Annotated in this window: 23 protein-coding genes and 1 pseudogene; 7 read left to right on the forward strand and 17 right to left on the reverse strand. The window is 71.1% G+C overall.

The genetic code is table 11. The features are described 5' to 3' along the window. Window positions 1-78 precede the first annotated feature (78 nt). Window positions 79-2,325, reverse strand: a complete 2,247-nt coding sequence (locus tag BLS25_RS11985) for a DEAD/DEAH box helicase (protein ID WP_074696024.1) — start codon at window positions 2,323-2,325, stop codon at window positions 79-81. A gap of 401 nt (window positions 2,326-2,726) precedes the next feature. On the opposite strand from BLS25_RS11985, the gene BLS25_RS11990 reads away from it, so the two are divergent. From BLS25_RS11990 to BLS25_RS17185, 3 genes and pseudogenes are all read left to right on the forward strand, one after another. After that, the gene (locus BLS25_RS11990) at window positions 2,727-3,359 is read left to right on the forward strand and encodes an antibiotic biosynthesis monooxygenase (protein WP_074696026.1); all 633 of its coding nucleotides are present in this window, start codon (window positions 2,727-2,729) and stop codon (window positions 3,357-3,359) included. Then, the gene (locus BLS25_RS11995; protein ID WP_074696029.1) at window positions 3,356-4,261 is read left to right on the forward strand and encodes an aldose 1-epimerase family protein; all 906 of its coding nucleotides are present in this window, start codon (window positions 3,356-3,358) and stop codon (window positions 4,259-4,261) included. Before BLS25_RS11990 ends, BLS25_RS11995 begins: the two co-directional genes overlap by 4 nt. A gap of 331 nt (window positions 4,262-4,592) precedes the next feature. Continuing rightward, a pseudogene (locus tag BLS25_RS17185) lies at window positions 4,593-5,126 on the forward strand (DUF998 domain-containing protein); the annotation flags it as partial. 319 nt (window positions 5,127-5,445) lie between these two features. On the opposite strand, the gene BLS25_RS12000 reads toward BLS25_RS17185, so the two are convergent. The 5 genes from BLS25_RS12000 to BLS25_RS12020 form a co-directional block, all read right to left on the reverse strand. Then, entirely contained in the window at window positions 5,446-8,607 is a 3,162-nt protein-coding gene (locus BLS25_RS12000; RefSeq protein ID WP_074696031.1) for an efflux RND transporter permease subunit, read from the reverse strand. 94 nt (window positions 8,608-8,701) lie between these two features. Then, on the reverse strand, window positions 8,702-9,064 hold the full coding sequence (gene crcB / locus BLS25_RS12005; protein ID WP_081349814.1) for a fluoride efflux transporter CrcB: 363 nt from the start codon (window positions 9,062-9,064) through the stop codon (window positions 8,702-8,704). 35 nt (window positions 9,065-9,099) lie between these two features. After that, window positions 9,100-9,324, reverse strand: coding sequence for a DUF2076 domain-containing protein (locus BLS25_RS12010; RefSeq protein WP_074696036.1), 225 nt, complete (start codon window positions 9,322-9,324; stop codon window positions 9,100-9,102). 168 nt (window positions 9,325-9,492) lie between these two features. After that, window positions 9,493-9,936, reverse strand: coding sequence for an SRPBCC family protein (locus tag BLS25_RS12015; protein WP_074696038.1), 444 nt, complete (start codon window positions 9,934-9,936; stop codon window positions 9,493-9,495). Further along, window positions 9,933-11,354 carry a flavin monoamine oxidase family protein gene (locus BLS25_RS12020; protein WP_074696040.1) on the reverse strand — a complete coding sequence of 474 codons (1,422 nt, stop codon included), beginning with the start codon at window positions 11,352-11,354 and terminating at the stop codon, window positions 9,933-9,935. Before BLS25_RS12020 ends, BLS25_RS12015 begins: the two co-directional genes overlap by 4 nt. Window positions 11,355-11,410: 56 nt before the next feature. Here BLS25_RS12020 and BLS25_RS12025 point away from each other — a divergent pair, with 56 nt between their 5' ends. The 3 genes from BLS25_RS12025 to BLS25_RS12035 all read left to right on the forward strand — a co-directional run bounded on the left by BLS25_RS12025 (window position 11,411) and on the right by BLS25_RS12035 (window position 14,534). Then, the gene (locus tag BLS25_RS12025) at window positions 11,411-12,046 is read left to right on the forward strand and encodes a TetR/AcrR family transcriptional regulator (RefSeq protein WP_218128181.1); all 636 of its coding nucleotides are present in this window, start codon (window positions 11,411-11,413) and stop codon (window positions 12,044-12,046) included. A 143-nt stretch (window positions 12,047-12,189) separates the two neighbouring features. After that, window positions 12,190-13,260: an alpha/beta hydrolase gene (locus BLS25_RS12030; RefSeq protein WP_074696044.1), complete on the forward strand. Its 1,071-nt coding sequence runs from the start codon at window positions 12,190-12,192 to the stop codon at window positions 13,258-13,260. Next, window positions 13,212-14,534 carry an MFS transporter gene (locus BLS25_RS12035; RefSeq protein ID WP_256335584.1) on the forward strand — a complete coding sequence of 441 codons (1,323 nt, stop codon included), beginning with the start codon at window positions 13,212-13,214 and terminating at the stop codon, window positions 14,532-14,534. The genes BLS25_RS12030 and BLS25_RS12035 overlap by 49 nt, the downstream gene beginning before the upstream one ends. Before the next feature lie 45 nt (window positions 14,535-14,579). Here the strand turns inward: BLS25_RS12035 and BLS25_RS12040 are convergent, their stop codons facing one another. The 8 genes from BLS25_RS12040 to BLS25_RS12075 form a co-directional block, all read right to left on the reverse strand. Continuing rightward, window positions 14,580-16,046 carry an aldehyde dehydrogenase family protein gene (locus BLS25_RS12040; RefSeq protein ID WP_074696046.1) on the reverse strand — a complete coding sequence of 489 codons (1,467 nt, stop codon included), beginning with the start codon at window positions 16,044-16,046 and terminating at the stop codon, window positions 14,580-14,582. A 1-nt stretch (window position 16,047) separates the two neighbouring features. After that, window positions 16,048-16,668 (reverse strand): class II aldolase/adducin family protein, encoded by a 621-nt coding sequence (locus BLS25_RS12045; RefSeq protein WP_074696310.1) that lies wholly within the window; start codon window positions 16,666-16,668, stop codon window positions 16,048-16,050. 23 nt (window positions 16,669-16,691) lie between these two features. Continuing rightward, window positions 16,692-17,621 (reverse strand): carbohydrate kinase family protein, encoded by a 930-nt coding sequence (locus tag BLS25_RS12050; protein WP_074696048.1) that lies wholly within the window; start codon window positions 17,619-17,621, stop codon window positions 16,692-16,694. Window positions 17,622-17,711: 90 nt separating this feature from the next. Next, window positions 17,712-18,077 (reverse strand): fluoride efflux transporter FluC, encoded by a 366-nt coding sequence (locus BLS25_RS12055; protein WP_074696312.1) that lies wholly within the window; start codon window positions 18,075-18,077, stop codon window positions 17,712-17,714. 46 nt (window positions 18,078-18,123) lie between these two features. Then, window positions 18,124-19,179: a hypothetical protein gene (locus tag BLS25_RS12060; RefSeq protein WP_074696050.1), complete on the reverse strand. Its 1,056-nt coding sequence runs from the start codon at window positions 19,177-19,179 to the stop codon at window positions 18,124-18,126. Between the two features lie 86 nt (window positions 19,180-19,265). Continuing rightward, window positions 19,266-20,612, reverse strand: coding sequence for an extracellular solute-binding protein (locus BLS25_RS12065; protein ID WP_074696052.1), 1,347 nt, complete (start codon window positions 20,610-20,612; stop codon window positions 19,266-19,268). A 26-nt stretch (window positions 20,613-20,638) separates the two neighbouring features. After that, the gene (locus tag BLS25_RS12070) at window positions 20,639-21,475 is read right to left on the reverse strand and encodes a carbohydrate ABC transporter permease (RefSeq protein ID WP_074696054.1); all 837 of its coding nucleotides are present in this window, start codon (window positions 21,473-21,475) and stop codon (window positions 20,639-20,641) included. Next, window positions 21,475-22,419, reverse strand: a complete 945-nt coding sequence (locus BLS25_RS12075) for a carbohydrate ABC transporter permease (RefSeq protein WP_074696056.1) — start codon at window positions 22,417-22,419, stop codon at window positions 21,475-21,477. Before BLS25_RS12075 ends, BLS25_RS12070 begins: the two co-directional genes overlap by 1 nt. Before the next feature lie 159 nt (window positions 22,420-22,578). On the opposite strand from BLS25_RS12075, the gene BLS25_RS12080 reads away from it, so the two are divergent. Then, on the forward strand, window positions 22,579-23,409 hold the full coding sequence (locus tag BLS25_RS12080) for an inositol monophosphatase family protein (RefSeq protein ID WP_074696058.1): 831 nt from the start codon (window positions 22,579-22,581) through the stop codon (window positions 23,407-23,409). A 49-nt stretch (window positions 23,410-23,458) separates the two neighbouring features. On the opposite strand, the gene BLS25_RS12085 is transcribed toward BLS25_RS12080, so the two are convergent. The 3 genes from BLS25_RS12085 to BLS25_RS12095 form a co-directional block, all read right to left on the reverse strand. Then, window positions 23,459-24,115 carry a heme utilization protein gene (locus BLS25_RS12085; RefSeq protein ID WP_074696060.1) on the reverse strand — a complete coding sequence of 219 codons (657 nt, stop codon included), beginning with the start codon at window positions 24,113-24,115 and terminating at the stop codon, window positions 23,459-23,461. A 105-nt stretch (window positions 24,116-24,220) separates the two neighbouring features. Then, entirely contained in the window at window positions 24,221-25,291 is a 1,071-nt protein-coding gene (locus BLS25_RS12090) for a LacI family DNA-binding transcriptional regulator (RefSeq protein WP_081349815.1), read from the reverse strand. Between the two features lie 58 nt (window positions 25,292-25,349). Beyond that, a complete protein-coding gene (locus BLS25_RS12095) occupies window positions 25,350-26,315 on the reverse strand; it encodes a DNA topoisomerase IB (protein ID WP_056225803.1) in 966 nt (321 codons plus the stop codon). Window positions 26,316-26,319: the final 4 nt, after the last annotated feature.

Genomic DNA, 26,319 nt, shown 5'->3' on the forward strand with positions numbered 1-26,319 from the left:
TCGCGCGAGCGTCGCGTCTCCGCGCCCGCGATGCACGAAACCCCCGCCGCGGTCGCGACGGGGGTTTCGAGACGCGGGTTACGCGTCGACGTTCGACAGCTGACGACCCGAGAGCTCCTCGAGCACGTCGTCGCCGAGCGCGGTCTCTTCGAAGGGAGCCTGGATCTCGGCCCGGTCGAGCAGCTCGGTCATGCGACGACGACGCTGGCGCGTGATCAGGGTGACCACGGTGCCGGCGCGACCGGCGCGGCCGGTGCGGCCCGAGCGGTGCAGGTACGTCTTGTACTCGTCGGGGGCATCGGCCTGGATGACCAGGTCGATGTCGTCGACGTGGATGCCGCGGGCGGCGACGTCGGTGGCGACGAGCACGTTGACGCGACCCGAGGTGAGCTTCTCGAGGTTGCGCGTGCGCTTCTGCTGGTTCAGGTCGCCGTGCAGCGCCACCGCCGCGATACCGGCGTCGTCGAACTGCTCGGCGAGCATCTCGGCGTACGCGCGGGTGCGGGCGAAGACGAGGGTCTTGCCTTCGCGGTCGACGAGCGAGTCGAGGATCTGCGCCTTGTCACGGTGCTCGATGACGAGAACGCGGTGCTCGATGGTGCTCGAGTCCTGATCCTCGCCGGCGACCTCGTAGACGGCCGGCTCGACGAGGAACTCGTCGACGAGGGCAGCGACCTCGCGGTCGAGCGTGGCCGAGAAGAGGAGCTTCTGGCTGTCCTTCTTGGTCGCGCGGAGGATGCGCTGCACGGGCTCGAGGAAGCCGAGCTCGCACATGTGGTCGGCCTCATCGAGGACGGCGACCTGCACCTGCGAGAGGTCGAGCTTGCCCTGGTTCAGCAGGTCTTCGATGCGTCCGGGGGTGCCGATGACGATGTCGACGCCCTTCTTGAGCGCACCGACCTGGCGCGCCTGGGGCACGCCGCCGTAGACCTGGGTGGTGAACAGGCCCACGCTGCGCGCGAGCACCTGCACCGTGCGGTCGATCTGCAGGGCGAGCTCGCGCGTGGGGGCGAGGATGATCGCCTTGGGGGCGCGACCGAACTCGCGGCGCTGACCCGCCTGCGAGCGCAGGATGCTCTCGACCAGCGGCGCACCGAAAGCGATGGTCTTGCCCGAGCCGGTGCGGCCGCGGGCGAGGACGTCGCGGCCCTCGAGGATCGGGGCGACCGTGGCCGCCTGGATCGGGAACGGGCTGGCCGCGCCCAGACCGGCCAGCGCGCGGACGAGGTTGTCGCCCAGGCCCAGCTCGGCGAAGCCTGCACCGGTCACGGTCGCGGCGTCCACGGCCTCGGCCTGCAGGCGCTCGTGCACGACGTCGACGCGCTGCTCGTGCTCGGCGGAGCGCTGCGGGGTGTTGTTCCAATCGCTACGGCTCGGGCCGTCGTTGCGGCGCGGGCGGTCGTCGAAGGAACGGGCCGGGCGATCACTGCGGTCGAAGGAACGGGCGGGGCGCTCGCCGGCATCGCGACGGGGACGCTCGTCACGATCGAACGAACGCGCGGGACGGTCGTTGCGGTCGAACGAACGCGCGGGACGGTCGTTGCGGTCGAAGGACCGGGCGGGACGCTCACCGGCGTCACGACGGGGACGCTCGTCACGATCGAACGAACGCGCGGGGCGCTCGTTGCGGTCGAACGAACGCGCGGGACGGTCGTTGCGGTCGAAGGAGCGGGCGGGACGCTCACCGGCATCGCGACGGGGACGCTCATCGCGATCGAACGAACGAGCCGGGCGCTCGTTGCGGTCGAAGGAACGAGCCGGACGGTCGTCGAACGAACGAGCCGGGCGCTCGCTCCGATCGAACGAGCGAGCAGGGCGGTCGCTGCGGTCGAACGACCGCGCGGGACGCTCACCGGTGTCACGACGGGGACGCTCGTCACGACCGAACGAACGCGCCGGACGGTCGCTGCGGTCGAACGACCGCACGGGACGCTCACCGGCGTCACGACGGGGACGCTCGTCACGATCGAACGAACGCGCCGGGCGCTCGTTGCGGTCGAACGAACGAGCCGGACGGTCAGTGCGGTCGAACGAACGCGCGGGGCGGTCGTCGAACGAACGAGCCGGACGGTCGTCCCGGGCGGAGGTGCGGATGTTTCGGGCTTCGGTACGACCGGCGCGGTCGGCGGCGTTCCAGCGGCCCTTGTCGGCGGTGGCCTCGGCCTCGGGGCGGTAACCGCGGTGGCTGGGGCTCTTGCTGCCGGGCTTGGCGGGCGCCTCGGTGCCGGGGCGACGCTTGCGGTCCTGGAACGAGGTCTTGGCGCCGTAGCGGGGCTCGAAGTTCTTGGCGGCGCGGCCGCCGGCGGGCTTCTTGTTCTTGGGCATGGAGAAACTTCCTGGGTTCTGTTCGCGCGAAACAGCGACACCGCTCGTGGCGGTGCGATACCCGGACTCTCGTCGGCCGGGGGCCAATTCACTAGTGATGGTCGAGGCCGCGATCGCGTCCTGTCCATCGGCCCCTTGGACTCACAAACCCATCCGCGCATCACGCACGGTGTCCAGAGCCGACCGCACCACGTTACAGGTCGCGCCTGGGAATGGCATCCATGCCCCCGGATGACCCGTGTCCCCCTTTTGGCGCTGTCGCGGCGCATCAGACAGCCCTACTTGGGACATCACCCCGCCGAAAGGGGGACGAGGTTCGTCGAGAGAGGGACAGAGGTGGTCGAGAGCGGGACAGGTTTCCAGGAGAGGGACCCAGGGTCGCCGTGACGGAAGATAGACGCATGGCAGACACCGACGCCCACCCCATCACGGTGGCGATCGAGCGGCGCATCGACCCGACGCGCACCGCCGAAGCGACCTCCTGGATGCAGGCCGGCACCGACCTCGCGACCGCCTTCCCGGGCTTCCTCGGCTCGGGGTGGGTGCGCGCGGGCGAAGACAGCGACCTCTGGTACATGCTGTACCGCTTTCGCGACATCACGACGCTCGAGGAGTGGGAGAGCTCCACGCAGCGCCAGTGGTGGCTCGACTCCGGCCGCCCCTTCGCGCGCGAGGAGCGCAGCGAGCGCCGCACCGGGATCGAGGGCTGGTTCGATGCCCCGCACGGCTCGATCCTCGAAGCGGCGACGGTGACGGATGCCGGCACCCAGCCGATCCAGCAGCCGGTGCCGGCGGCTCCCCCGCGGTGGAAGCAGGCCGTGACGATCTGGGTCGGGTTCTTCCCGACGAACCTCGCGGCGTCGTGGCTGCTGGGCTTCGTGCCCGGGTTCGCCGAGATCCCCCTCGTGCTGCGCGTGCTCGCCACCACCCTCATGCTCACCCCCGTCATGACCTACGCGGTCCTCCCGTGGGTCACCCGCATGCTGCAGCCCTGGCTGCAGCGCCCGCGCCGATCGCGAAAGGCCACGCCATGACCGCCGACCCCACCGGATCCCGCTTCCACCTCCGCGGCGAGCACTCCTCCGCCGAGATCGCCCAGGTGGGTGCCGCCCTTCGCGCGCTGACGGTCGACGGCGTCGACCTCGTACCGCGCTACCCCGACGACCTGCCCACGCCCGTGGCATCCGGAGTCGTCCTCGTCCCCTGGCCGAACCGCATACGCGACGGCAAGTACTCCTTCGACGGCGAGGATCTGCAGCTCGCGATCAGCGAGCCGAAGTTCGGCAACGCCAGCCACGGCCTGCTGCGCTTCGGGACCTACCAGGCCATCGAGCACACCGACGATCGCCTCGTGCTCGGCGCCGACGTGGTGCCGCAGACCGGCTACCCCTTCCACCTGCGCACGCGGGTCACGTACGCCCTCCGCGCCGACGGTCTGCGCGTGACCCACGCCATCGAGAACATCGGGGCGAAGGCCGCCCCCGTCGCCCTGGGCGTGCACCCCTATCTCCAGATCGGCGGCGTGCCGACCGAGGATCTGGTGGTGCACTCGACCGGCACGACCACGCTCGTCCTCGACGACCGCAACATCCCCGTCGACGAGGTGCCGGTCGACGCCGCCACCGACCTGCGCGAGGGTCGCCGTCTCGGCGATGCCTCGCTCGACAACGGCTACCGCGGATGGGAGCGGGATGCCGACGGCCGGGCGCACCACACCCTCACCGCCCCCGACGGTCGGCGCGTGCAGCTGTGGCAGGACGACGGGTTCCGCTGGGCGCAGGTGTTCACGACCGACCGCTACCCCGGGCAGTCCCTCGCGGTGGCGATCGAGCCGATGACGGCGCCGGCGAACGCTTTCGCCACCGGTACGGACCTGGAACGACTCGAACCCGGCGCGGAAATGACCAGGGAATGGGGCATTTCCTACCGCGCCTGAGGCGTCCTTGTCCCCCAAATGGGGGACAAAGAATTGGCCGTATGACCTGGGAATTTCCCAGACAAGCCCTTTCCTGAAAAGGCGGCGCGAACGATACCATGTGCCCTGACGGTTTCCGTCAAGGCCGGGGGATGCAAAGGACCACGCTTTCTCCTGGCTCATTGCCCGAATGAGCCGACGGGGGCCGAGGGTCCCGCGGTGTGGGGGGATCCTCGTTCCGTCCTGAGGAAAGATCCCCCACATGAGCACCGCGCTCCGCTCCGCTGTCCCCTTTTCGCTCCCGGTGCCGCGTCTGAGCACCCTCGCGCGCCGCCTCGACGCGATCCCGACGATGCACGTCGGCGGGGCGGCCCTGATCGTCCTGGTCAGCGGACTGCTGCTGTCGATCGCAACGACGAGCGACCCGCTGTGGTGGCAGCTGCACTTCAGCCAGCTGGGGATCTTCGGCGACCTCTCGAGCGCGTTCTTCAACACCACGCTCAAGGTCAGCGGGATGATCGTCGTGGTCTTCGCTTTCCGCGTCCGGCGCGATGTGCGACGCGTGGGTCGCGGTCCCGTCCGTCGCGGCGCCGCGACGGTGGCCTTCATCTGCCTGAACGTCGTGGGCGTGAATCTGGCTCTGGTGGGCTGCATTCCCCTGAACACCGACAAGGACCTTCACGACAAGGTCGCCGGCTCGATGGTTCTGGGGTTCCTCGCCCTGCTGCTGAGCGCGCCGTTCCTCTTCCACCGCCTCGGCAAGCGAATGGCGATCGGCACGGGAATCGCGACCGTCTGGCTGATCGTCTCGATCACGCTGTTCGTTTCGGCGACCATCAACCTGGCACTGTTCGAGACCATCTCGTGCGCGGCGATGTTCGCGTGGTCGGGGATGTTCACGCAGATCCTCGCGTCGGCGGCGACGGCGGCCACGTCGAAGCCGACCGCACAGACTCCCGCCGCGGCGCACCACGCCCTCCGTCGACGCCCCCGCTTCCCGCTCGCCCGGCCGACGGCCACCCGCCGACCCGCGCGCTCGGCGGCGCAGCGCGCCCCGCGCGTCGCGCCCGGTCACCCCGTCGAGGGCTCGTCGCCTCGCCCCGATCGCGCATCGACGCTCACCCCGCCCGGTGACCGCCGACACCTCGGGATGAGCACCGCGAGAGGGACGAGACGCCGGGTGTCGGCATCCCGCCCGTACCGCGTCAGTGCTTCTCGCGCAGTTCTCGGCGGCTCAGGGGGTGCCCGTCGTCGGCCGTCGGCTCGACGTGCCTTGCCTCTCGCGCCGCCCGCCGCTCACGACGCCTCTCGCTCGCACCTTCGATGAGGTTGTAGAGCGTCGGCAGCACCAGCAGCGTCAGGAACGTCGACGACACGAGCCCGCCGATCACGACGACCGCCAGCGGCTGTGAGATGAATCCGCCGTGGCCGGTGATCCCCAGGGCCATCGGCACGAGGGCGAAGATCGCCGCGAGGGCCGTCATCAGGATGGGACGCAGGCGTCGCGCGCCTCCGACGACCGTCGCCTCGAAGACGCTGAGACCGCGGGCGCGGTACTGGTTCACGAGGTCGATGAGCACGATCGCGTTGGTCACCACGATGCCGACGAGCATCAGCGCACCGATCATGCCCGCGACACCGAGCGGCACACCCGTGATCAACAGCATGAGGATCGCTCCGGTCGCCGCGAACGGCACAGACACGAGCAGCTCGAGCGGCTGGCGCAGCGACTTGAAGGTCGCGACCATCACGACGTAGACGATGAGGATCGCCGCGAGCAGCGCGAGGCCGAGCTGGCTGAACGCGTCGCGCTGGTCGGTCACCGAACCGCCCACCTTCGCGGTGGCCCCCTGCGGCAGCGAGGTGTCGGCGAGGGCCGAGGTGACGCTGGCCGACGAACTGCCCAGGTCGTCGGTCGTCGGCGTCACCGTGATCGTGGCCGTGCGCAGCCCGCGCGAGGTCGAGATCGACGGCGGGGTCTCGCTCTGCTCGACCGTGGCGATCTGGTCGAGGCGGACGTTGCCGCGCGCGCTCGGGATCTCGAGGGCGCGCAGGTCGTCGATGGTCTTCGGCGGGTTGGCGGTGGCGACGTACACGGTCACCCCGCGCCCGTCGAGTTCCACCGTGCCCGCCTGCCGCGGCTGCTGCGTCGCCGAGACGAGCGCCCCCACGGCGCGCTCGGACAGTCCGCGCTCGGACGCCGCGTCGCGGTCGACGCGGACGGAGATGAAGGGGAGGGATGCCGAGAGGCTACTGGTGACCTGACCGATGCCGTCGCGCCCCTGCAGGCCCGCGACCACGGCGTCGCTCGCCTGCTGCAGCGACTGTCCGTCGGCGGCGGTGACGTCGACGGTGATGCCGGCCGAGCCGAGTCCGCCGCCGGAGGCCGCGACCTCGATCTCGCCCGCGTCGGGAAGCGCCTCGAGTTCGGTGCGGACACGGTCGCGGAGCTCGACCTGGTCGACGCCGGAGGCGGAGGTGATCGAGTACGTGATGCCCGAGCCGCCGCCCGAGAAAGCGTCGCGCAGCGCCGACCCGCTCGAGCCGATCGAGGTCTGCACCGTCTGCACGCCGTCGGTGTCGAGCAGCACGGCCTCGACCTTCTGGGCCGCCGCGTCCTCGGCATCCAGGCTCGGGGCGGAGCCGATCTTCTGCGTGACGGTGAAGGTGTTCTGACCGGAGTCGCCGAGGAAGTCCGTCTTGAGCAGGGGGACGGACGCGAGCGTCCCGCCGAGCACGAGTACGGCCAGGGTGAGGGTGACCCACGAGTGCTTCAGCGTCCAGCGCAGCACCGGGACGTAGGCCTTCTGCAGGCGCGAGGGCGGCGCGGTCGGCGACTCGGGGTCGATCGGATTGCCCTCGGCGTCGCGGATGACCTTCCCGGGCTTCAGGAACCACGACGCCAGCACGGGCACGATCGTGAGCGACACGAGCAGCGAGGCCGCCATGGCGATCGTCACGGTCAGCGAGAACGGTCGGAAGAGCTCTCCCGTCACGTCGCCCACGAAGGCGATCGGGAGGAATACCGCGACGGAGGTGATGGTGGATGCCGTGATGGCGGCCGCCACCTCGCGCACCGCGCGCACGATCGTGGGGATCTTGTCGGCGTCGCCGACGTAGTGGCGCTTGATGTTCTCGATCACCACGATCGAGTCGTCGACGACGCGGCCGATCGCGATCGTGAGCGCGCCGAGGGTCAGGATGTTCAGCGAGTACCCGAAGGCCTGGAGCCCCACGAAGGTGATGAGGACGCTGGTGGGGATCGAGATCGCCGTCACGAGCGTCGAACGCACCGACATGAGGAAGACGAGGATCACCACGACCGCGAAGACCAGACCGAGGAGCCCCTCCTGCGCGAGGGCCTCGATCGACTGCTGGACGAACGGCGCCTGGTCGAAGACGACGGTGAATTTCGCGCCCTGACCGAGCTGCGATTCGAGCCCTGGGAGCGCATCGAGGACGCCGCGCGAGACGTCGACGGTGTTGGCGGCCGGGAGCTTGGTGACGGCGATGGTCAGGGCCGGCTGCCCGTCGACACGCGACAGCGTGGTCACGGGGTCGGGCTCGAGGGCGACCGTGGCGACATCGCTGATCTTCGTCTGCCCCGCCTGGAACTGGGCGGCGTCGGTGGGCACGAGCGGGAGGGCGGAGATCTCGTCGACGCTGGTCAGCTTCGACCCGGTCTGCACGGTGAGGGTCTGATCGCCCTCGGTCAGGGAGCCGCCCGGGAAGAGCACGCCGTTGGCGTCGAGGGCGTCGGTGATCGCCTGCTGGCTGAAGCCGCGCTCGGAGAGCTTGGCGGTGTCGGGGGTGATCGTCACGCGCTGGGCGGTGCCGCCCACGATCTGCGCGCCGTTCACCCCCGCGACGTCCTCGAGGTCGGGGACGACGCTCGTCTGGAGGATCGACTGCGTCGCCTCGGCGTCGGCGAATCCCGTGACGGCGAGCTGGATGACGGGGAAGTCGTCGATGCTCGCCGACGCGACGGTGGTGTCGGCGGAGTCGGGGAGCTGGTCCTTGATGCGCGCGATCGCGGCGAGGATCTTCTGCTGCGCCCCCGCGAGGTCGGTGCCGTAGGTGAACTCCGCCGAGACGATCGAGGAGTTCGTCGTGCTCGTCGCGGTCGTGGACTCGAGTCCCTCGACACCGCGAATGGCGTTCTCGATCGGGGTCGAGACATCGGTCTCGACGACCTCGGGCGAGGCGCCCGGGTAGGTCGTGACGACGGCGAGCTGGGGGAACTCGATCGAGGGGATGAGCTCCTGCTTGAGGCTGGTGAGCGCGAGCCCGCCGAAGACCGCCGCGACGATCGTGACGAGGGCGATGAGGGCGCGGTTCTTCAGGCTCAGGACGGCCAGGTACGACACGGGGGGACCCTCCGGGTAAGTCCGATACAGGAATGTATCGAAGCTCAGTATCCCATGAGCGCCCGCCCCTCGGACCGCCCGGCGGGCGGCTGCCTCAGAGCGCCGATCCGAGCGACAGACCCAGTGCCGCCGCGACGACGGACCCGACGAACGACACCACCGCGTACGACACCGCCGCGCGCGAGCGCCCCTCTTCGGCGAGCAGCGCCGTGGTCACAGCCACCGCGCTGAAGGTCGTGTACCCGCCGAGCAGACCCGTCCCGAGGATCCACCGCCACGACTCGTCGGCGGGAAGGGGGGTCAGGATGCCGAGCACCAGCGCCCCGGTGAGATTCACGACCAGAATGCCCCAGGGGAACTGCTCCCCCGTGCGGCGCCGCACAGCCACATCGAGCAGATAGCGCAGCGCCGCCCCCACGCCGCCGGCGAGGGCCACGGCGAGGAAGACGAGCGGCATCACGCCGCCAATCTACCCCTCGCCGCGCGGGCCCCTCACGCCTCGAGCGCCTCGACGCGACGACGCAGTTCGGATGCCTTCTCGGCGCCAATCTGCGCTTCGGCGAGCTTGAGGGCGGCGCTCGCGGTGAGGGTGCGCGCCACGAGGTAGGTGGGGCTCGCCTTGAGGTCGGGGATGACGTCGAGGATGATGCCCTCGGCATCGGGGTCGGTCATGAGCTTGCCGAGCTTGATCTTGGCGAGGTCGTAGCGAGCGGTCATCGGTCCTCCTTGAACGGGGCGCGCCGTCGCGCCCTCGGCAGATTGTTGCACATATGTCCCGTTATGTCATCGATCGTTCGGGATCGCGCGAGAAAGCCCCCACGAGCGCGTAGGCCGCGCGCTCACCCACATCGCCGCGGTCGTGAGCGTCATCGACAGCGACACCGACTACTCCCCGCGCGCGTCGGCGGCCATGTCGGCGAGCGCGTTCGTCGTCACCAGGCGGACGACAGCCGGCAGGCCCGCGGCGATCTTGCGCCCCACGAGCGGGCCGAACACCAGCGCGAGAGGACCGGAGACCTCGACGGCGTGCGTCACCGACAGCCCGTTCGGTGTCTGACGCATGCGGTGCGGGAACGACAGCACCGCCCCCGGCAACCCGATGCGGAAGTTCATCGCGCCCCCCGGCTGCAGCTCGGTGAAGGTGAAGCGCTGCGCGGGGGTTCCGTGGTTGACCACGCGGCCGGAGTCACCGACGCGCGGGGGCACGGAGAAGGTGGCCTCGCGCAGGTCGGGATCGTCGACGGCCCAGTCCTCGGGGGTGGTCCACCTCTTCCACACCGCGTCGGCGGTGGCGGTGGTGAGGTGCGTGTACTCGCGGCGCCAGGTCATCGGGCGACTCCCGTCTGTTCGTGGTCGGTCGAGGAGGAGGTCAGGATGCCGCGGGCCTGGAGCGCCGCGCGCTCACCGGCGCGGACGGCGCCGTCCATGAATCCCGTCCAGCGATCGGCCGTCTCGGTACCGGCCCAGAGGATCGACCCGACGGGGGTGGCCAGGGCACCGGCGTAGGGCACGACCGCTCCCGGCCCCGGGGCGGCGGTGGGGCCGCCGCCGACCCAGGGCTCGGCGCCCCAGCGCTGGTCGATGTAGCCGATGGCATCCAGTGCCCGGGGGCCGAACAGGTCGGCGAAGGACGACAGCGCCCGCGCTGCGCGCTCGGCGGGTGCCAGCTCGTCCCACTCGCGGGCGTAGACCCCGCCGATGAAGCCGAGGAGCACGCCGGGGGCGCCGGCGTGAGCGGGACCGGCGTCGAAGGTGATGAAGACCGGGCCGGTGTCGGAGAGCCCCTGCCCCGACAGGTCGTGATCGCGCCAGAACGGCCGCTCGTACACGGCGTAGGCCTTCGACAGCACCCCGGCCGGCCAGCGCTGGGCCATCTGCGCGTGAGAGGGGGGAAGGGCCGGCGCGAAATCGATCCTGCCCCGCAGCGCCGGCGGCACGGCGACGACGACGGCGCGAGCGGTCACCGTCTCGTCGGCCGTCGACACGCGCACCCCCTCGGCGACGGTCTCGATGCGTCGCACCGGAGCGCTCACCCGCAGAGCCGACCCGAGCGCGTCGGCGAGACGCACGGCGATCGCGTGCGAGCCCTCGACGAAGTGCTCCTCTTGTGCGCCGCCCTCGGTGTCGAGCATCGACGACAGTCCACCCGCCTGGTGGATGTAGTGCAGAGCGTGCAGGAACGAGATCTCGTCGGGCTCGCACCCCCACGTCGTCCGGCCGGCGATCGCGATGAGCTCTCGCGCCGCGGGAGAGGCGTGCGAACGGCGCAGCCACGAGCCGAGGCTCTCGGCATCCAGGTTCGCGGCCTGCGGGGCGGCGGCGGGGTTCCCTCGGGGGACGGTGCGCGCCAGGCGGTCGAGAGTGAGCTGGATCCGCCCCACGTCGAGCAGGCTCGCGCCGACCGGGGGCACCGTGCCGCGGTAGCGCCGGTGCTCGCCGCGCCACCGGATGACGTTGCGACCCGCGGCGTAGGTCCGATAGCGAGAGACGCCCACTTCGTCGGCGAGAGCCAGGATGCGATCCTGACCGGGGCCGACGAACGTGCCGCCGAGGTCGACGTGCACCCCCGCCACCTCCGCCGACGACACGCGTCCGCCCACGCGGGGCGCCGCTTCGAACACCGCCACCGTCGCGCCGAACTGGCGAAGCCGGTGAGCGGCGGTCAGGCCCGAGAGACCTGCGCCGACCACGACCACGTCGACGTCGGGGGCCGGGACCCGGTCCGCAGAGGGCGGGGAGGCGGTCATAGGCTTACTCCGTTCCGAAGGCGACACCGACCACCCCGGTCGGCGAGGAGGACAGCGTGAGCGAGACGACGAGCCGGCCGATGCGGGCGCGCGGTCGCGCGCGTCGCGAGCTGCTGCTGGACGCCACGATCGCGATCATCGCCGAGGGGGGCATCGCGGCCGTCACGCACAGGTCGGTGGCCGCCGCGGCGGGGGTGCCGCATTCGTCGACGACGTACTTCTTCGACTCGCTCGACGACATGATCGGCGAGGCCGTGGCGCACGCGATGGCGGCCGAGCTCGAGCGGCTCGAGCAGTTCCGCTCCGTTCTCGTCTCGGGCGCGAACAGCCCCGGTGCGGCGATCGACGAGTTCGTCGAGATCGTGCGCAGCCAATCGCAGGACCACACGGTCGCGCAGTTCGAGATCTACCTCTTCGCCTCGCGTCATCCGGCCCTGCGTGTTCACGTCGAGAAGATCCTCGACGAGACGCGGGCACTCGCGGCCGCCGTGCTGCAGACGAACGGCGTGACCGATCCGCACGCCGCCGCTGCGGTCGTCGCCCTGATCGACGGTTTCGCCCTGCATCGCATCGCCCGTTCCGAGGAGGTCCAATTCCAGTCGCTGGCGCACGCCTTACGCGCCGCCATCGTGGGGTTCGTGACCCTCGCCGCGACCTCTTCGCTGGGCGAGGGGGATCTCTCCCCCGCTTAGTTGGCACAAACGTACAGGTTTCTCGCGCAGGGCGCCTGCCCTCCGAGACAAATTCACATCTTCGTCACACAAAATGGTACGTGTGTGCAATAAAGTGACCCGATAGTCGATCCCACTGCCGTGATCGACAGAAGGGTTCCGCGATGCTCCGTCCCCGTCCCCAGGACCACCTGCTCCGCTGGGGCGCGCGCGCCCTCGGGTCGCTTCCGCCCGCGGCCCTCCGCGCGGTGAACGGCCGCCCCGTCGTGATCGACGGCAACACCCTGCACCCCGCGGTGCAGACGTCTCTGCGCGTGATGAACGACGCGCCCGGCGCCCACTTCGAGCGGCTCCCCCTCGACGAGGCCCGCGCGCACATCGAACTCGAGGCGTGGACGTTCGCCGGGACCACGAAGCTCGGGCAGAGGGACGACATCGAGATCCCCACCCGCGACGGGCGGGTTCCGGGACGCGTGTACCGCGCGGACCTCGACCGCGCGCCATCCGGGATCATCGTGTACTTCCACGGCGGCGGCTGGGTGCTCGGATCGGTCGACAGCGCGGATGCCACGTGCCGCACCCTCGCGAAGACCTCGGGCCTGACGGTGGTGTCGGTCGGCTACCGGCTGGCCCCCGAAGCGCCGTTCCCGGCGGGGCTCCACGACAGCGTCGACGCCTTCCGGTGGGCCCGCGACAACGCCTCGCGGTTCGGCGGAACCGCTGACGCGATCGGTGTCGGCGGTGAGAGCGCGGGCGGCAACCTCTCGGCAGTCGTGGCGTCGGTCACGCGCGACGATGCCGAGGGCGCACCGGCGTTCCAGATCCTGTTCTGTCCCGTCACCGACCTCTCGCGCAAGCACCGCTCGTACGAGCTGTTCGCCGACGGCTTCTTCCTCACGGAGGCGCAGATGGACTGGTACGCCGCGCACTACCTGAGCGGCGGCGGAAGCGCCGATGATCCGCTGGTCTCGCCCCTGCGGGCCGAGGACCTCTCGGGCCTGGCCCCGGCGTACCTCGCGGTGTCGGGTTTCGACGTGCTCCGCGACGAGGGCGTCGCCTACGCCGAGCGTCTCGAGGCCGCCGGCGTCGCCGCGCACCTCGTGACCCACGCCGGCCAGATCCACGGGTTCTTCAACGCCTGCGGAGCGCTGCGCGACGCGCGCGACGCCGTGGCGGATGCCGGCCGGTGGGCCGTGACGACGCTCGCGGCGACGCGGACGGGCGGCATCCGGTGACCGCTGACGCGACGCCCGCCACCCTCACCGCCTACGCCGAACCCACCCGCCCCGTTCGCGCGGGCTGGATCGCGGCCTTCGCCGGGGTGTGGCTCGGACTGTGGATGGCGCAGCTCGTCCCGGTGCAGGTGCTGCTGCCCCTGCAGATCGCCGCGCAGCACGCCTCGGACGACTGGCTCGTCTCGCTCGTCACCTACGGCCTGGTCAGCGCCGTGGCGGGGACGTTCGTGGTCATCGCCTACCCGATCGTCGGTGCGCTGAGCGACCGGACCCGGTCGCGGTTCGGACGCCGTCGCCCCTGGATCCTCGGCGGTGTCGTGCTCGCGGCCGTCGGTCTCGCGCTGCTCGGCGTCCAGACCGAGTCGCTCGGCACGGTGACAATGTGGACCGCGGTGATGATGGGCTTCTGCATGGCCTCCGCCGCCCTCACCGCCGTCATGGCCGACCGCGTGCCCGCGGGGCAGCGGGGGCTCGTGTCGGGCTGGATCTCGGCACCGAACGCGATCGGCATCCTGCTGGGGATCGTGCTGGTCACCGCGGTGTTCACCACGACGGCGTCCGGCTACCTCGCGCTGGCCGTGTGCTGCGTCGGCCTGGCCGTGCCGTTCCTGCTCGTTCTGCGCGACGTTCCGCTGACGGCATCCGAGGCGGCGCTGCTGGGCCCGCTCACCGTCCGCACGATCCTCTCTTCGATCTGGGTCGACCCCCGGCGTCACCCCGACTTCGCGTGGACCGTCGCGAGCCGCGTGCTCATCAACCTCGGCAACGCGATCGCCACGACGATGCTGCTGTACTTCTTCACCTTCGCGCTGAGGGTGGCCGACCCGACCGGCTTCCTCGTCTTCACGACGGTGATCTACATGGTCGTGACGATCGTGGCATCCGTCGCCCTCGGAAAGCTCAGCGACGTGGTTCAGCGCCGTCGCGTGTTCGTGCTCGCCTCGGGGGTCGCTCAAGCCGTCTCGGCCCTGCTGCTGGCCGTCGCCCCGGCCGAGTCGACCGCGGTGATCGGCGCCGTGCTGCTCGGGCTCGGTCAGGGGTGCTTCTTCGCCGTCGACCAGGCCCTGGCCACGCAGGTGCTGCCCTCGGCCGAGACGCGCGGCAAGGACGTCGGGATCATGAACATCGCCCTCGCCGGCCCGCAGGCGTTCGGTCCCCTGCTCGGGGCGGGCGCCGTGGTGCTGTTCGGCGGGTTCTCGGGGCTGTTCCTCGCGAGCGGACTGGCGGGCCTGCTCGGCTCGGTCATCATCATGCGGGTGCGTTCGGTGCGGTGATCGTCGACGGATGCCGGGAGCCCGCGGCATCCGCGCCGTTCCGGCTCAGCCGTAGAGCAGCCGGATGATGCGCTCGACGAGACGGTCGACCTTCGCGGTGCGGCGCATCGTGGTCAACGTCAGCAGCGGGAAGCGCTGACGGGTCAGCGCCTTCGGGTACGCGAACTCACGCAGGCCGTCCGCCCCGTGGATGCGTCCGAACCCGGAATCGCCCACCCCGCCGAAGGGGAGGGCGGGGACCGCGGCGAACGAGATGACCGAGTTGATCGCGATCATGCCGCCGCGCAGGCGCAGGGCGAGCTCGCGGCCACGACGCTTCGAGAACACCGAGCCCGACAGTCCGTACCGCACGGCGTTGGCCTTCTGGACGGCCTCGTCCATGGATGCCACGCGGTTGACGACCAGGGTCGGGCCGAAGGTCTCTTCGCGCACGGCGTCCGCCTCCTCGTCGACGTCGGTGAGGAGGATGGGTTGCAGGGTGGTCCCGGGAGCCGGAGCCGATCCGACGCGCGCCGTCGCGCCCCGCGCGAGCGCGTCCGCGACGTGCGCCCGGACCACGTCGGCCTGGCGCGGCATGGTGAGCGGACCGAGCGTCGCGGCGTCGTCGGCGCTGGCGCGAAGCTCGCGCGTGCGCTCGGCGACGGCCTCGACGAAGCGGTCGTAGATCTTCGCGTGCGCGTAGACGCGTTCGATGCCGATGCAGGTCTGACCCGCGTTCGAGTACGCGCCCCAGACGGCCGCCTCGGCCGCGGCCGCGAGATCGGCGTCCTCGTCGACGAGGAGGGCGTCTTTGCCGCCCGCCTCGATCACGACCGGGGTGAGGCTCTCGGCGCACGCGGCCATGACGGCCTTGCCCGTCGCAGTGGACCCGGTGAAGGCCACCTTGTCGACACCCGAGCGGCAGAGGGCGGCGCCGGTGGGCCCGAGACCGGTCACCACGGCGAAGACATCGGCCGACCCGCCCGCACGCACGAACGAGCGCTGCAGCCACACGCCCACGCCGGGGGTGTACTCGCTGGGCTTGAACACCACGGCGTTGCCCGCGGCGAGCGCGTACGCGATCGAGCCCATGGGCGTGAAGACCGGGTAGTTCCACGGGCCGATGACCCCGACCACGCCGTACGGGGTGTAGCCGACACTCGCCGACTGGTTGAGCATCAGCACCCCCGCGCCCACGCGACGCCGACGCAGGACCGGGCGCGCGTGGGTCGCCGCCCAGGCCAGGTGGTCGAGGGCGAGCATGATCTCGAGCCGGGCGTCGCCACGGGGCTTGCCGGTCTCGGCGCGCACCACGGCGATGAGGTCGTCGAGGTGCGCCACGATGTCGCGCCGCCAGGCCTGCAGCGCGCGCCGGCGCCCCTCGAAGCCGAGGGACCGCCACTCGCGCGCCGCGCGCCGCGCGCGGTCCACCGCCGACACCACCTCGGCGGGGCCCCGCACCGGGAAGGTGTCGACGACGCGCCCATCGAGAGGGCTCAGCGAGTCGAAGGTGTCGGTGGTCACGGCATCCATGTCACGCTCCGTGCTTGTGTCCGTACCCGGTCGAGACCGCGGCGGTGAGCACCGCGGCCTGCTGCTCGGGGCTGAGTTCGGCGGGCACCGCCACCGCTCGCGCGCGCAGGTAGATGTCGCACGCCCACTCGAGCAGGGCGGTGTTCGTCACCGCGTCGGCGAGGTCCCGGCCCGTGGTGACGGCGCCGTGGTGGGCGAGGATCGCGGCGTTCGCTGCGGCGAGGGCGTCGCCCGTGTCCGCGGCGAGTTGGGCCGAGCCGAAGACCGAGAAGGGCACCACGTCGATCTCGCCTCCGAGGGCGAGCTGTTGGTAGTGCACGCAGGGCAGTCGGTCCGAGACGAGTGAGAGGGCGATCGCCGCGGGGGCGTGCGTGTGCACGACGGCCCCGACGGCCTCGTCGGCGTAGGCCGCGCGGTGCAGGTCGAGCTCGGAGCTCGGGGCGAGCGCCCCCTCGACGACTCTCTTCTCGCCGTCGACGATCACGACGTCGTCGGCGACCGCCTCGGCGAAGACCACTCCGGTCGCCGTGATCGCGATGCCCCCGTCCACGCGCACGCTGACGTTGCCCGCTGTCCCCATGACCAGGCCCTGCGCGGCGAGAGCACGGCAGGCGTCCGCCACGGCTTCTCGCACACCGCTCGCGATCACAGCACTCCCGCCGAGAGCAGAGCGTCGATGGATGCCGCGTCGTACGCGCCGTGATCGGTACCCACGCCGGCGACGACCTGTGCGGCGGTGGCCGATCCGAAGCGCGCGGCGTCGCGCGAGGACCACCCGCGGAGTTTGGCGAAGACGAAGCCGGCCGAGAAGGCGTCTCCGCCGCCGCTGGTGTCGACCGGTTCCGCGGGCACGATGGGGACGAACTCGAGGTCGCCGCCGTCGACCACCACGATGTCGTCGCCGCCGTTGGTGCACGCGACGACCGCTGCTCCCGCCGCGTGCAGGGCGCGGGCGGCGGCGGGCAGGTCGTCGGCGCCGGTCCAGCCGATGGCCTGCTCGGCGTTGGGGAGCACGTAGTCGGTGTGCGCGAGCAGGGGCTTGATGAGCGCGTAGAACGCGGGGTCGCCGCCGATGAGGAAGTCGAGCGACGTCGTCGCTCCGTGCCGACGGGCGTACTCCAGGATCTCGATGACGTTCTCGGGACCGAGCAGCTCGGGCGCTCCGACGTGGACGTGGTCGGCGGCGGCGAGCGCGTCCCAGGGCACGACGTCGGCGGCGAGCGCGTTGGCCCCGACCACGTGGAGCGCCGGTCGCGACCCGTCGGAGCGGATGGGGAGGACGGATGCCGAGGTCGGCAGTTCGTCGGTGCGCAGGTTCGACACGTCGATGCCGGCGTCGCCGAGCAGGCCGACCAGCACGCGTCCGGCGACGTCGTCGCCCACGGCCCCGCTCGTGACCACGCGCGCGCCGAGCTTGTTGAGCACGAGCGCGGTGCCGCCGGCGGGTCCCGCTGCGGACATCACGATCTCGTCGACAAGGAGCGAGCCCTGTCCCTCGGGGATCTCATCGACGGGCTGGACGATCGTATCGAGCACGTGGGCTCCGAGCGTGACGATCGAGGGGGCGGCGTTCATCGTCGAACCTCCGGGTCGGGTGACCGGCGCGGCGAACCCACGACGGTAAGTGGCACATTTGTACCACTTTCTCGCCGGGTTCGACAAGCGTCAGCGCGAAGCCCGCCCACCACGCCCGAGCAGCACGCCACCCCAGGCCGCCGCCGTCCCGACGACGACCGTCGCCACCCCCCACCAGAGCAGGCCGAGGTCGGCCGACTCGACGGCGAGGGAACTGTAGGTGGTGAACCCGCCCAGGATGCCGGTGCCGATGAACAGCTGCACGCGCTGCGCACGCGAGGACTCCGGCATCCGCGCTCTCCAGCCGTACAGGATGCCGATCGCGAACGCCCCGACGACGTTGATCAGCGGCACGAGGGCCGGGCCCAGGTCTTCGCCGAGCGCCAGGGTGAGCCCGGCGCGCACGGCCGTACCGATCGCGCCGCCGACGGCGACGAGGCCCACATCCCGCCACATGCTCACCGCGCCACTTTACGCCCGCGGCCCCTGCGACTCGGCGAGGTCACGCGCGGTCGACCCACCCCTGCGGGACCCTCGCCTCGAGCCAGGCGACGAGATCGGGGAAGTCGTCGTACACACTCATCACCGTGAACAGCGTGCGGCCCCGCGCGTCCGCGCCCCGGAGCCGTCCGCCCGACAACCACGAGAGCGACACGATCTCGGATGCCGCGACCACCCGTGACCGACGGAGCCCCGGGCGGACGACCAGGTGATCGTCGAAGCCGACGATGCGCGCGCGCCCGACCGAGAGCGCCCAGACGAAGATGACCGCACCGAGAACGCCGAGGGTGCTCAGCCACACGGTGACGCCGACCGCGGCGAGCGGGCCGCCCTCGACGACCTCCCCAACCGCGAGGACGATGGCGCCCGCCAGGAAGACCAGACCGGTGCCGCGCGCGATCAGATGCTGCGAGGGGGCGCGTTCGACGACGAAGAGAGGCCGAGGGGCGCCGTCGTCCGCGGGGGGATCGCTCTCGGCGGGAAGGGGCTGGGGCGCGAGCGCCGGCCGGTTCTCGATGCGCCGACGGAAGATCAGGTACCCCACCACGGCGAGCACGCCCACGGCTCCCACGACCGCGAGCCACGCCATGTTCAGCACGAAGGCCGTCGGGATGGACAACAGCGAGTACGTGAAGACCGCCAGGATCGCCGTCTCGCGCTGCCGACGTCTCTTCCACGTCGCTTTCCAGCCGTTCGGAGCCGCGCTCTTCGACATCGTCCGGGCGGTCGCGAGCAGCTGCGGGTCCGCGGCCGCTCGGGCGACCTCTTCGTCGGACCACTCGTCGCGCCGCCATCCGCGTGGACGAGCGGATTCATCCATCGCCGCGCGGATCAGATTGCGGAAGGCGTCGTCCTGCCGGAACCCCCGCCGGAGTGCCCCCCGCGATGCGACCGTCGAGCGGAACAGCTCCTGCGTGCCGGGGACCAGCTCGTACAGCGCGCGAGCCTCGGGCGAGAGAAGCCCGTACAGACACGTGGGGGATTCGCCAGGGTCACCGACGCCGGTCTTCCGGAGGGATCCGCGGGACGCGTCCGAGGGCGAGAGGTCGTCCGTCACGCGTCGATCCTCTCAGTCCGTCGTCGCGATCGCCCGCGCTCCCGGCCGCCTTGACAGACCGGGAGCGCGGGCGGAGAGCTCCCGGCTCAGCCCGCCGCCGTGTTGTAGGCGGCGATCTGCGACGCGGCCTTCGTCTCGGCATCCGACATGGTCGAGGTCACGTCGGCACCCTCGGCCACCTGGGTGAACGCCCCGATGACGGTCGATCGCAGCGAGGGGAAAGCGCCCGTGCGGCAGCCCGCCGCGGCGTTCGACGGCGGCGTGTTCGCGAGCTGGTCGGCCATGGCCTTGACGTTCGGATCGGCGAGCGAGGCCGCGCCGGTCGCGGTGGAGGCCGCCCCCGTGTTCGACGCGAGGTACCCGGTGGCATTCGCCCACGCCGCCTGCACCTCGGCCGAGTGCAGGAAGCTCACGAAGGCGTAGGCCGCGCGCTGCTGCGCGTCGGAGTGGCCGTCACCCGAGATCCAGAGCGCGTTGCCGCCGATGACCACGCCCGCGTCGTCGGACTCGGCGGTCGAGGGGAAGGCAGCGACCGTCGACGCGGTCTTCTTCGGATCGGCCGTCGTGTAGGCGCCGGTCGAGGTGAGCATGATGCCCACCTTGCCGCTCGCGAAGGCCGAGACCATCGCGCTGTTGTCGGTGCCGGGGTTGAGCATCGAGCCGTCCTGGAACAGCTTCTGCAGTCGCTCCATGAAGCCCACCTGCGTCGGCGAGGTGAGCTGCAGTCCGGTGACGCGGTCGGAGCCGCGACCGTTGTCGGGGGTGCAGAAGTCCACCCCGCCCGCGGCCGACATCTGCTCGATCATCCACGAGTCCGACATGTTCATCGTCAGGCCCGAGGCGCCGGTCGCCGCGTGGATCTTCTCGGCCCACGAGGCCACCTCGGCGAGCGTGCGCGGCGGGGAGTCGGGATCCAGCCCCGAGCGCGTCACGAGGTCGCGGTCGAGGTACATGACCGGCTGCGACACGGCGAACGGCATGGCGGCGAGCCCGCCCGCGCCATCGCCGTAGTAGGCACTGACCGCCGGGGGGAAGCTGTCGAGCGAGAACGAGGTGTCGCTCGCGGTGAAGGTCGAGAGGGGGACGGTCTTCTTCGAGTCGACCATGAAGCCCGTCGAGATGTCGTTCATCATCAACACGTCGGGCGTCGTGCTCGACTGCACGGCAGCGGTGTACTTCGTCTGGGCGTCGGCGTACGACCCCTGGAACGAGGACTCGACGGTGATCTCGCCGTCGTGCTCGCTGTTGAACTGCGACACGAGGGCGTCGAGCTCGGTCGCCGCCGGTCCACTCATCTCGTGCCAGAACTGCAGGGTCACGGGGCCGGAGTCGGCTCCGGAGGAGGATCCGGATGCCGTGCACCCGGCGAGGGCGAGGAGGAGGGCGGCTCCCGCGGCGGTCGCCGCGATCGTGGTGCGGGGGCGCAGAGACATGGGCTCGGGTTTCTTTCTGTCGGGTCTTATTTGAGGGCGCCGGCGGTGATCCCGCCGGCGAGGAAGCGCTGGGCGAGCAGCACGAGGACGAGAACGGGGAGGGTGACCATGGCGGCGCCGGCGAGGACGACGCCGACGTCGGCGGCCTCGGCGCTGGAGAGCTGGGCGATGCCGACCTGCACCGTGCGGTTCTCGGGCGAGTTGGTCACGAGCAGCGGCCAGAAGAACCCGTTCCATGCGGCGGTCGCGCTGACGAGGGTCACCGAGATGAGCGTCGGCTGCACGATCGGCAGCAGCATCGACCGGATGAAGCGGACGTGCCCGGCACCGTCCAGGAGCGCGGCGTCGCGCAGCTCCCCCGGGAAGCTGAGGAACGCCTGCCGGAACAGGAAGATGCTCAGCGCCGAAGCGAGGAAGGGCAGGAACACCGCAGGCAGGGTGTCGATCAGTCGCCACGACGAGATCGTCAGATAGTTGGCGATGAGGATCGTCTCGCCCGGCACCATCATGCTCGACAGGATCAGCAGGAAGAGGGCGCGCGTGCCGCGCAGCCCGCAGAAGACGAGAGCGTAGGCGGTGGCGATGCCGATGGCGACCTGGAAGAAGGTCTGCACCAGCGTCACCACGACGCTGTTGAGGAACTGGTGGCCGAGCGGGATGACCTGAGTGGCGCGGATCACGTTGTCGAGCGTCAGGTGGATGGGCAGCAGACCTTCGAGACCCTCGTCGAGCCAGGCGGTCGGCGTGAGCGCGCCCTCGAAGATGTAATAGAGCGGGAAGCACACGACGATCACCGCGATGACGAGCCAGAGGTGGAGCAGGGCGCTTCGCACGCGCGCGCGGGCGGACAGCAACCGCGCCATCAGTAGTTCACCCGCTTCTCGAGCACGCCGAACTGCACGAGCGAGAGGCCGAGCACGAGCAGGAACAGCACGACTCCCACCGCCGCGGCGATGCCGAAGTTGGCGCTCCCCGCTCCGAACGCCGCCTGATAGATCGTGTAGACCAGCGTCGTCGTCGAGTTCGCCGGGCCTCCGCCGGTGAGGATCTGGATCTGCCCGAACGTCGTGAGCGCCTCGACGGCACCGGTCACCACGATGAAGAACAGGGTCGGCGTGATCAGCGGCAGCGAGATCGACCAGAGCGTGCGCAGCGGCCCCGCCCCGTCGAGGTGCGCAGCCTCGATCACGTCGGGATCGATCGCGCCGAACGCCCCGAGCAGCAGCAGCACCGTGAAGCCGAGCGAGCCCCACACCGTGACGGCGATCACGCTCGGCAGGGCCCACTGGGTGCTGGTCAACCACGGCACCGGGGTCCCCCCGAAGCGCGCGATCACGGAGTTCACCAGTCCGCCGGCCGGAGCGAGCATCGCGGCGAAGGCGACCGAGGCCACCGAGACCGACGCCACGAGGGGTGAGGTCAGCAGGGCACGGAAGATACGGATGCCGCGGAGCTTCGCCGTCAGCGGGATGACGATGAGCAGCCCGACGACGATGCGACCGACCACGACCGCGACGCAGAACACGGCCGTGCGCCACAGCGTGTCGGCGAACTGCGGGTCGGTGAAGATCGTCGCGAAGTTCTTCGTTCCCACGAACCCGGCGGCCTGGCCGAAGATGTCAGTCCCCTGCGTGCTGAGCCAGACCACCTTGCCGAGGGGGTAGAAGACGAAGACGGCGAAGACCGCGAGCGCGGGGACCATCAGGGCGGCGCCCACGCGTCGGTCGGCGCGCCGCCAGGCCAGGGTCGAGGCCGGCCGACGGCGGTCGGCGAGCGTCGGCCGGCGGTCGATTGTCGAGAGCGACATCGGCTACCTTTCCGTCATAGGGAACGTTCCCTTTTCTGATGACGGACTCACTCTGCGACACCACGAGAGACGGGGTCAAGGCGACCGGCGAGCGGTCGCCGAGCGTTCACGCGGCGTTCACGAGCACCTGAATCAATCCCCCTGACCCCGAGGAGAACCATGACCACGCACCCCTCCCCCGACGACCTTCGCGCTCTGGCCGAGACGGCCGCGCGAACCGCCGCGCCGGCCCTGCTCGCCGCATTCCGCTCCGACATGAGCGTGTCGTTCAAGCGCGACGTGCACGACGTCGTGACGATCCACGATCGAGCAGCCGAGGCCACCATCGCCGGGGTCCTCCAGGACGGCGCACCCGGCTCGGTCATCCTGGGCGAAGAGACCGGCAGCTCGGGCGAGGCCCCCCTGCGCTGGATCATCGACCCGATCGACGGCACCGCCAACTTCGCACGCGGTCTCGCCTACTGGTGCATCTCGATCGCCGCCGAGCTCGACGGAGAAGTCGTTGCGGGCGTCGTGTTCGACCCCGTCGCCGACAACATGTTCTCGGCGGGTGCCGAGCTCGCCCACCTGAACGGAACACCGATGCGATCGGCATCCGGTCCCGCCGAGCTCTCGACCCTGCTCACGAGCTTCCCCGGGCAGCACGACGTCGACCTGCTCGGCGAGGGCGCCTTCGACCTGCTCGCCGAGATCACGCGCACGTATCAGCACCACCACAGCACCGGCAGCGGGGCCCTCAACCTCGCTCATGTCGCAGCCGGCTGGGCGGACGCCACGATGGGCTTCGACACCCACCCCTGGGACGTGGCGGCCGGAGCCCACATCCTCGAGCGGGCCGGTGGCACGTACACGGGCTTCCGCTCCGGCGTCGAGGTCGACCGCGCCCACGAGAGCCTCGATTACGTCGCCGAGGGAGCGGGCGGAGAGCACGGAGTGCTCATCCGGCACCTGCGCGCCCTCTCCGGGCAGCGGATGCCGGCCGGGCAGTGAGAGAGTCCGGATGCCGCGACCGTGCGGCATCCGGACTCTTCCGATCGGGCTACTCGACGTCGAGATTCCAGGTGCGCACGTGCTCCCACGTCATCGTCTGCCACCAGCGCCCCGACCAGTCGGGGCTCGAGGTGCGGTACATCACCACCGTGCGTCCCGAGAAGCCGCCGGGCACGGGGACGTCGAGCTCGCGAATGAACTCCCCCACCTCTTCGTACAGGTCGGGACGCACGTACAGGTCGTGCGACGCGAGCGAGAGGTGGCCGCGGTAGAGCTCCGGAACGAAGTCGTTGGGCAGGGGGTTGTTCATCGGGGAGCGGAACGGGGCGACCGTCGCCTCGATGTCACGGGCCAGGCCCACCAGGTCGTCGTTGACCGAGCCGTCGGGGTTCTCGCTCACGTCGTAGACGTAGCCCCGACCCTGCGCCCGGACGCCGGCATTGTGCACGGGAAAGGCGGAGCGGCCGTCGAGCAGGCCGGTCAGCGCGCCGATGACCGCGGGCTCGGAGAACCCGAACGGCTGGCTGCCCACGAGGGTGGCGTGCGGCGGGAACGCCCCCGCAGAGAGCAAGCCGTACTGCGCGCGCAGCTGGTCGGTCACCGCGCTCACCGCGCGGCAGGTCTTCGCGTCGGGGCGCAGGTAGATGCCGTAGCGGAAGGGATCGCTGTCGTCTCGGGGCAGCTTGTGGGCGATGTGGTCGTTCATGCGGTCTCTCCGTGATGCCGATAGGGAACGTTCCCTATTGTGCGCGGAACAGGCGCGACGCGATCGACGCCGCGGCATCCGGCGGGTGAACGGACGGTGACGACGTCAGCGGGCGACGGCCGTGCGCCCGGGGACCAGTTCTCCGTCGATCGCGTGGTGCGTCACCGCGGTGGCGAGCCCATCGATCTGATCGACGACCGCGTCGACCGACAACCGGCCGATCGTCCGCAGCGGCTGACGCCACGACGTCAGGCCCAGCAGCGACGTCATGAACGGCGTGACACCGTCGTAACCCGTCACCGACATCTCGGAGGGGACGGCGACCCCGCGCACGCGCAACGCCTCGAGGGCCGCAACCGCCCAGGCGTCGCTCGGCGCCATGAAGGCGGTCACCCCGCCGGCCGCGAGCACCGCCGCGACGATCGCGTCGGCCCCGTCGAAGCCCGGCCCGGCATCGTCTCCGCTGAAGGTGACGACGTCGACGCCCCGCTCGCGCAGGCGCTCAGCCATCGCGTGCGTGCGCCTCGATTGGGTGATCGACGAGACCGGGGTGAACGTCATCACCGCGACCCGGCGATGCCCGAGGTCGGCCACGTGGTCGGCGAGGGCACGGCCACCCCCCACCTCGTCGCAGTACACGCTGCTGATCGTCGGGTCCTCTTCCGGGCGCCCCGCGACGACGGCCGGGATGCGCCGCGCGAAGGGCGTGATGTCCTCGACGGGGAGGGCGCCGCTGCAGACGATCAGCCCCTCCACCCGCAGCGCCACGAGGGTCTCGAGAGCGCGGCGCTCGTCGTCGACCGAAAAGGATCCGGCCCCGGTCGCCGTGACGACCCGGTACCCGCGAGCCGCCGCCTGCTCCTGGAACGCGGTCAGCAGATGACCGTAGAACGGTGTCGACGCGTCGCGGACGAAGACGCCGAGCGTGTGACTGCGGTGGGCCGACATCCCCCGCGCGTGCGCGTTGGCGACGTACCCGAGCTCGGCCGCCGCCTGCCGAACGCGATCGATGGTGTGGGCGGCGACCCCGGACGCCCCCGAGAGCGCCCGCGAGACCACCGACTTCGACACCCCCGCGGCCGCGGCCACGTCGTGGATGGTGGGGGCGGCCCCGGTCGAGCGGGGTGTGGCGCGACGGGCCGATCGGCGACCGTCGTCGGGGGTCTCGTCTCGCACGCCTTCACGCTATCGGGCGACCAGCCGGATCGACCCGCCGGGATGCCGCGAGCCGGAGTCACTCGCCCAGGATCAGCCGCCTGATCGCGGCGTCCTTCGAGCCGCCCAGCTCCATCGTGCGGCCCTTGCGGTACAGCGAGAACACCCGCGGGTCGATGTAGCTCGCCTTCGCCACGGCAGGCGTGTTGCCGAGCGCTTCGGCTGTGGCGCGCACCGCGGCGACCTCGGCCTTCTTGCGCTCGTTCTTCCCGCCCGTCGTGCCCGCGTTCGCGAGCGACTCGGCCGCGAGGATCGTGCCACGCAGGGTGCGGAAGTCCTTCGCGCTGAACGGGCCGCCCGTCAGGGAGCGGACGTACGCGTTCACGTCGCCCGGCGTCAGGGGAACGCGTCGTCGTCCGCGCTTGTAGCTCAACAGCGCCGCCCGCGAGCGTCCGAGGGCGAGCTCTTCAACGATGGATGCCAGCTCCGCATCGCGCAACGAGAGCTCGGCGCGCTTGCCGCTCTTGGCGGGGAACGACAGACGGATCAGGTCGCCGTCGACCGTGGCATCGCGTCTCTGCAGAGTCGTGAGCCCCCTGCTCCCGTTCGTGACGAAGTACCGGGCGTTGCCCACGCGCGGGGCGACCAGGTCGAGGAAGCGGAACGACACCGCCAGCACCCGCTCGCGGTCGACCTCGGCGCGGCGAAGCGATTGCGTGACGCGGGCGCGCGCTCGGGGCAGGGTCTCGGCGAGCTGCAGAGCACGGGCGAACTTGCCCTTGTCCTGCCGCTTCGACCAGTCCGCGTGGTACGTGTACTGCCGCCGCCCGGCCTCGTCGGTGCCGACGGCCTGGATGTGCGCGTTGGGCTCGCGGGCGATCCACACCTCGCGCCAGGCGGGAGGGATGACCAGTCCGCGCGCGCGTTCGGCCTCGCGTTCGGGCACGGAGGCCCCGGTGTGATCGACGAATCGGAAACCCGAGCCGGAGCGCACCCGGCGGTACCCGGGGTCTTCGTAGGGGCGGACCCGGACGAGACGGGCCATCGCG

It is taken from the genome of Microbacterium testaceum StLB037, from assembly GCF_900104345.1.
Classification (GTDB): Bacteria; Actinomycetota; Actinomycetes; order Actinomycetales; family Microbacteriaceae; genus Microbacterium; species Microbacterium testaceum_A.

Excerpts from the sequence above, each read along its gene's own strand:
- BLS25_RS11985 (WP_074696024.1), bottom strand. The coding sequence starts at position 2,325 with ATGCCCAAGAACAAGAAGCCCGCCGGCGGCCGCGCCGCCAAGAACTTC.
- BLS25_RS11990 (WP_074696026.1), top strand. The coding sequence starts at position 2,727 with ATGGCAGACACCGACGCCCACCCCATCACGGTGGCGATCGAGCGGCGC.
- BLS25_RS11995 (WP_074696029.1), top strand. The coding sequence starts at position 3,356 with ATGACCGCCGACCCCACCGGATCCCGCTTCCACCTCCGCGGCGAGCAC.
- crcB (WP_081349814.1), bottom strand. The coding sequence starts at position 9,064 with ATGCCGCTCGTCTTCCTCGCCGTGGCCCTCGCCGGCGGCGTGGGGGCG.
- BLS25_RS12010 (WP_074696036.1), bottom strand. The coding sequence starts at position 9,324 with ATGACCGCTCGCTACGACCTCGCCAAGATCAAGCTCGGCAAGCTCATG.
- BLS25_RS12015 (WP_074696038.1), bottom strand. The coding sequence starts at position 9,936 with ATGACCTGGCGCCGCGAGTACACGCACCTCACCACCGCCACCGCCGAC.
- BLS25_RS12020 (WP_074696040.1), bottom strand. The coding sequence starts at position 11,354 with ATGACCGCCTCCCCGCCCTCTGCGGACCGGGTCCCGGCCCCCGACGTC.
- BLS25_RS12030 (WP_074696044.1), top strand. The coding sequence starts at position 12,190 with ATGCTCCGTCCCCGTCCCCAGGACCACCTGCTCCGCTGGGGCGCGCGC.
- BLS25_RS12040 (WP_074696046.1), bottom strand. The coding sequence starts at position 16,046 with ATGGATGCCGTGACCACCGACACCTTCGACTCGCTGAGCCCTCTCGAT.
- BLS25_RS12050 (WP_074696048.1), bottom strand. The coding sequence starts at position 17,621 with ATGAACGCCGCCCCCTCGATCGTCACGCTCGGAGCCCACGTGCTCGAT.
- BLS25_RS12055 (WP_074696312.1), bottom strand. The coding sequence starts at position 18,077 with ATGTGGCGGGATGTGGGCCTCGTCGCCGTCGGCGGCGCGATCGGTACG.
- BLS25_RS12065 (WP_074696052.1), bottom strand. The coding sequence starts at position 20,612 with ATGTCTCTGCGCCCCCGCACCACGATCGCGGCGACCGCCGCGGGAGCC.
- BLS25_RS12070 (WP_074696054.1), bottom strand. The coding sequence starts at position 21,475 with ATGGCGCGGTTGCTGTCCGCCCGCGCGCGCGTGCGAAGCGCCCTGCTC.
- BLS25_RS12075 (WP_074696056.1), bottom strand. The coding sequence starts at position 22,419 with ATGTCGCTCTCGACAATCGACCGCCGGCCGACGCTCGCCGACCGCCGT.
- BLS25_RS12080 (WP_074696058.1), top strand. The coding sequence starts at position 22,579 with ATGACCACGCACCCCTCCCCCGACGACCTTCGCGCTCTGGCCGAGACG.
- BLS25_RS12085 (WP_074696060.1), bottom strand. The coding sequence starts at position 24,115 with ATGAACGACCACATCGCCCACAAGCTGCCCCGAGACGACAGCGATCCC.
- BLS25_RS12095 (WP_056225803.1), bottom strand. The coding sequence starts at position 26,315 with ATGGCCCGTCTCGTCCGGGTCCGCCCCTACGAAGACCCCGGGTACCGC.